General features: G+C 57.7%; 5 protein-coding genes and 1 pseudogene. 1 reads left to right on the forward strand and 5 read right to left on the reverse strand.

All coding sequences use genetic code 11. The annotated features are described in order from the left end of the window. A partial coding sequence (tssD, locus tag NJG22_RS24200) for a type VI secretion system tube protein TssD (protein WP_253096862.1) occupies positions 1-283 on the reverse strand: 283 nt, incomplete at its 3' end. Positions 284-770: 487 nt separating this feature from the next. Between tssD and NJG22_RS24205 the strand changes: the two genes are divergently transcribed. Further along, on the forward strand, positions 771-2405 hold the full coding sequence (locus NJG22_RS24205) for a hypothetical protein (RefSeq protein ID WP_253098437.1): 1635 nt from the start codon (positions 771-773) through the stop codon (positions 2403-2405). Positions 2406-2462: 57 nt separating this feature from the next. On the opposite strand, the gene NJG22_RS24210 is transcribed toward NJG22_RS24205, so the two are convergent. From NJG22_RS24210 to NJG22_RS24225, 4 genes and pseudogenes are all read right to left on the reverse strand, one after another. Continuing rightward, complete coding sequence (locus tag NJG22_RS24210) at positions 2463-2759, reverse strand: hypothetical protein (protein ID WP_253098439.1); 297 nt, start codon at positions 2757-2759, stop codon at positions 2463-2465. 168 nt (positions 2760-2927) lie between these two features. Further along, positions 2928-3212: a hypothetical protein gene (locus NJG22_RS24215; RefSeq protein ID WP_253098441.1), complete on the reverse strand. Its 285-nt coding sequence runs from the start codon at positions 3210-3212 to the stop codon at positions 2928-2930. Between the two features lie 543 nt (positions 3213-3755). Beyond that, positions 3756-3989: an RHS domain-containing protein gene (locus NJG22_RS24220; protein WP_366518860.1), complete on the reverse strand. Its 234-nt coding sequence runs from the start codon at positions 3987-3989 to the stop codon at positions 3756-3758. A 504-nt stretch (positions 3990-4493) separates the two neighbouring features. Further along, a pseudogene (locus NJG22_RS24225) lies at positions 4494-4954 on the reverse strand (RHS repeat protein); the annotation flags it as partial.

Raw genomic sequence — 4954 nt, forward strand, 5'->3', positions numbered from 1 at the left:
CGACCTTGGTCATGCGCTCGCCCGAGGTCAGGGCAGCCAGCAGCAGCGGCGAGGCCTTGTCGAAGACCTTGGTGATCTTTACCGGCTTGTGCACGCGCTGGCCGGTCGGCTGACCGGACTGCGGGTCACGCGGGATGATCACTTCGTGCTCGAAGCCCTGGACCATGACCTGGTCTTCGTGGCCTTCCTGGTAGGTGTTGCCCACCGAGTCGGCGGTGAACGCGCCAGCGGTGATCAGACCTTGTTTTTCGCCGGTGACGGCCATGTAGGCGGGAGTTGCCATGAGTATTGCTCTCCATGCGTTGAAAAAGTCGCCCGGTGGCAGGAAATTGCCAGGCGGGGGACACTCCCTCATACAAACGTCGTGCCAATATGTTTTTTCATCTATAAATCAACAAGTTGAAAACACGCATCATCCATTTGGATGGATTTTTCAGCACCAGCCCTTCAGAAGTTGCGCAACTTCTTGCGCAGTGGTGGCAAAAAGTTGCGCAGTCGTCTGTACATGACGAGTACCAAGGCCTGCATCGAACTATGCACACACTTATCCACATTCAACTGCGCAACTTCTTGCGCAGTTGACCCAAAGGTCAAGTCTTGCCCGCCGCTCCCTGACCATGGCCATGAGCAGCCCCGCATAAATATCAATATGCTACTATCGCGCCGCGTAATCAGGACGCTACATCGCTTCGACAAGGAACGCCGCGCGTGACCACTTCCGAGCCCACTTCGCCCAGCCCTGCCCGCAACCACCTGCCGGGCAACGCCTGATGATCGGTGCCTTGCTCCAGCGCTCCTCCCATGGCCAGGACTATTCGGCGTGGCAACGCCTGGCCCGGACCCTCTGGGGGGGCGACCTGCCGCTGACCCGCGCCCAGGAATGCTGGTTTGCGCGGTTGATGCTGATACCGACCGTGATCTACCTGGTGCTCGCGCTGGGCTACCTCGCGCAACTGACCGACCTGGTCGGCAGCCTGGTGCCACATTCCCGACTGCAAAGTTTCGCCCGCCAGGGCCAATGGCTGGGCGCCGCCGCCCTGGCCCTGCTGGTACTCAGTTGTCTGTTGCGCAAGAGCCTGCGCCAGGGTTGGCCGTTCGGGAGCACGGTATTGTGGGCCTTGATCGCCTGCGGCAGTTGCCTGTACCTCGGCTATCACGCCCAGCGCCTGCTGGTGGACAGCCTGGTCGAACAGGCCAGCCCCGAGCAGCAGTCCCAGGCCGCCTTCGGCATCCCGCTGCTCAACCTGATGCTGCAACACGACCTGCGCCTGGACGGCCAGACCGTAACAGCCGAGCAACTGCGCAGCCCGCAAGGCAAGCTGCGCCTGGCCGAACTGGCCCTGCGCCTGCCGCACTTCAGCACACTGAAAGCCACACAGGGCCTGACGCCACAGGCATTGTTCGAACAACTCGCCGACCAGCAGCGCGGCGGCGTGCAGCTCAACTATGAGCGCTACCGCCAGGCCACCGGGCGGCAGGAAGACAACTACCGCCAATACCGTCGCGCCAGCCTTTACTACGCGGGGGCCACCAGCCGCCTGGCCATCCTCCAGCGCCGGGGCCAGGCCTGGACCGACTACCAGCGCCTGCTCAGCAGCCGCGGGCGCAACCTCAACCCCTGGACCCTGCCCAGCAGCGAATGGCAAGACGTGCGCCATGTCCTGCGCGAGCAGATGAACGTGCCGGTCAACGACCTCTGGCGGCCCGACGACCGCCCCGGTTTCAACCGCGCCGTGGCCAGCCAGGTGCGACGTGACGCACGCAACCACTACGCAACACTGCTCCAGCAGCGGATCAATGCCGGCTGGATCGAACCCGGCCTCAAGCGCCCGGCGTTCCTGGCGGTGGATGCGATCCAGGGGCAGTGGCGCCAGGACTTGGCGCTGCCGCCGAGCATCACCCTGTATGCCTACCTGACCGAGGAGTATTTCGTGCGCTCGGTCTACCTGCCCACGCTGCAGCACGACGCCCGTGAACTGATGAAGCAGCGCGTCGCCTCGGCGGGCGATCTTTCGACCCTGGGCCGCGACAGCTACCGCGATCTGATTACCCCCGGCGTGGCTGCCCTGCTGATCCTCTGTGGGCTGGCCGTGCATGGGTTCCGTGCTCTGTCCTACCTGTTGCGCCTGGTGAAGGCACAACCGCTTGCCCTGTACCTGAAACTGCTGGGGGTGTACGTGCTGCTGTTGGCCAGCGTGTCGCTGGTTGCCGGCAAGCCGAAGGTGCCGGCGAGCGCGCTGCCGCAGCAGGGCGAAGAAGCCCTCGGCCTGACCCTTGCCCTGGCCAGTGTGGCGATCGACTGGGCTGCCCCTCAACAGGACAGGCTGTATGTCCTGGGGAGCAGCATTCGTTGGGACGTGCTGCGTGGCTATGGATTTGGCGTGCCCGGCAATCAGCAGGATTGACGGGCACGTTCTGCGTCGGGGGAGCTTGTGTCTAGCAGCGTGCAGGCTCGCTGCCGATCAGCGCGCGAGCCTGTTGATGTGGAAGTCACACCCTTGCGCCTGCCCCCAGAATGTAATGGCGGCAACTCCCACCATCAACACAGCACCACCATAGGTGGTAGACAACATCAGTATCGATAAGCGTCTGTTCTCAAACCTGAAAACGCGCCGGTACATCTCGAACATGCCCTCGAAGGTATTCATGTTAATCCCGTTATTTTTGCAGTAAGAGTTTGCAGAAAGTACGGCAGTTAACCCCGCAACCACACAAAGTGCAAAGCCGGCGATCCTGATAATTTGAAGCAACTCGCACATAACTTCTCCTAGAACAGCGGAACTGCGACAACCGACAAAAATGGGGGCAAAAAAATGAGGACGGATTTATTTTCTCTACTTTAGAGTAGAAAAATAAATCCGTCCACCTTTACTGTCTAAATACACTTATCAACAGCCCCCTTAAGCCTCGCAACACACCCCCGCGCGTCAACCTACACTGCCTTTAACATGAATATTACACCCCTTGGATTGCGCATAAAAAATCAACACAATCAAGCCAACACCAATAATCGCACCACCGTACATGGAAAAAATAAACAATCCGGACAAGACCCTGTCTTTAAACTTGAAAACATGACCAAATAATTCAAACAACCCCGGGAAAGTATTCATATTTATCCCGTTTCTCTTTGAATAGAAATGCCCGTAGAGCACAGTAACAGCCAGCATAATCGCCACCCCCCAAAACACAACCTCAACCGACAGCGTCAACCATCCACACACAATAAATTCTCACTTTGCTTCAAAAGGAATAGATACATTCGGGTTCGGGTTGTATGGAACCCTAAGTTCAGGACCAACACCAGGCCCCACTCCAATATAGAGTTCTCCCCTCGAAGAATTCTGCCCTGCCTCCACGCTTACGAGTCCGAAGCTCATTGCTCCAGCCAATCCAGCTTTGAAATTTTTGGCATCTGGATCAGCAATCTTTATCCCGCAGCTTCCAGCAATACGAGCGGCAAAAGACGTCATCGGAACACTGACTTGGCGACTAAATCCAGAAACCTCATTACGGCACCCGCTACGGAAACTCCGAGGCCTCCCGCAACGGTTGCCGATGCTCGACACTCAAAGGTTGCTATCGGCCTGGGCGGCGGCGGTGCCATCGCTCGAGCAACTGCCTCCGGCGACTCACCATTGTTCATCATGTGAGTGCCCAATGATGCACGCTCCTGCAGACCCGGCATATTGGCAAACGGTGCATCCCAAAGCCCCAAGGGGTCCGCACGCATAACAGGCACGTTACTCACATAGCTATAGACATTCATCCCACCCCAGCGCCGTTTCCTGGTCCTGGTATTGCCCCTGGAAGCGAATCGGGTTGCTCACCCCCTGCAATCTGGCTCGCTCCGTACGCTCCTCGCGTATTTCCCCCCACGCCGTGTAATGCGCACTCCAGACCACCTCCCCCTGCTCATCGGTGAGTTCCTGGGGCGTGCCCAGATGGTCACAGTGGTACCAGGCAATGGCGTCGAAGGCCCGTGGTATTTATTCGGTTTACCACAGGGGCGCGCGGTCGAATTCAACAGTCCAAGAGCACCTGTAGTACACCGAAATTTTACAGGATTGACCATCTACCGCTCAGCTTGAAGACACACCCCTCAGAGAGCCCCCAGTAATAAAGCCCAAATGACAAAAGCAAAATCAACGTACTCCCAAACACACCAACAAGCACTACCCAAAATAGCATTTTATGCTCACGTGCAAATGCACGCCGATACACTTCAAGCAACCCACCCACCGTATTAAAATCAATTTTTTCCCTTTTCGCGTAAACAGCCATATACACAATAGCCAGAAAAAGCATAAGCATACAAAGCGCAAACAACAGCTTCCTTGCAATGTCAATTGCATCACACATACACAGACCTCAATAAGCCACATTCAAACTGGGATTTAAGGGTGCTTTTATTTCAGGACCAATACCTGGCCCAATACCGATATAGATATCAGGATAAGTTGAAGTTTGGGTAGCCTCGATATTCAGAAGCCCTAACCGAGGCGGCTGGTCGCATTGAGCAAACGCCCGACCGGATCGTACTGATACTCCAGTTGGCCACGACGGCTGTCGTGGATATTGGTCAGCTGGCCGGCGGCATCGTAGCGATACTGACGCTTGAGCAGCGTGAACTGGCCGTCATGGCTGCCCAGCAGTTGTTCCTGCAAACGCCCGACCGGATCCCAGGCCTGGGTCTGCATCAGCTTGTTGCCTTGATGCCGCACGATTTCGCGGTGCAAGTCGTCGCGCTCGTAGGCCAGCATTTCGTGCTGGTCGAGGGTCATGCCGAGCAGGTGGCCGCTGCCGTAGGTCAGCCAGCTGACTTTGTGGCCGTCCGGACGAATCGTTGCGGTACGTTGGTTGAGCGCATCGTACTCGTGCTGCCACACCGCAACCATCGGCGTGCCGGTGGCCAGGTAGTACTGGTGCTCGCGGGTCAGGTTGCCCGCTTCGT

Source organism: Pseudomonas sp. VA159-2, assembly GCF_024126635.1.
Taxonomy (GTDB): Bacteria; Pseudomonadota; Gammaproteobacteria; order Pseudomonadales; family Pseudomonadaceae; genus Aquipseudomonas; species Aquipseudomonas muyukensis.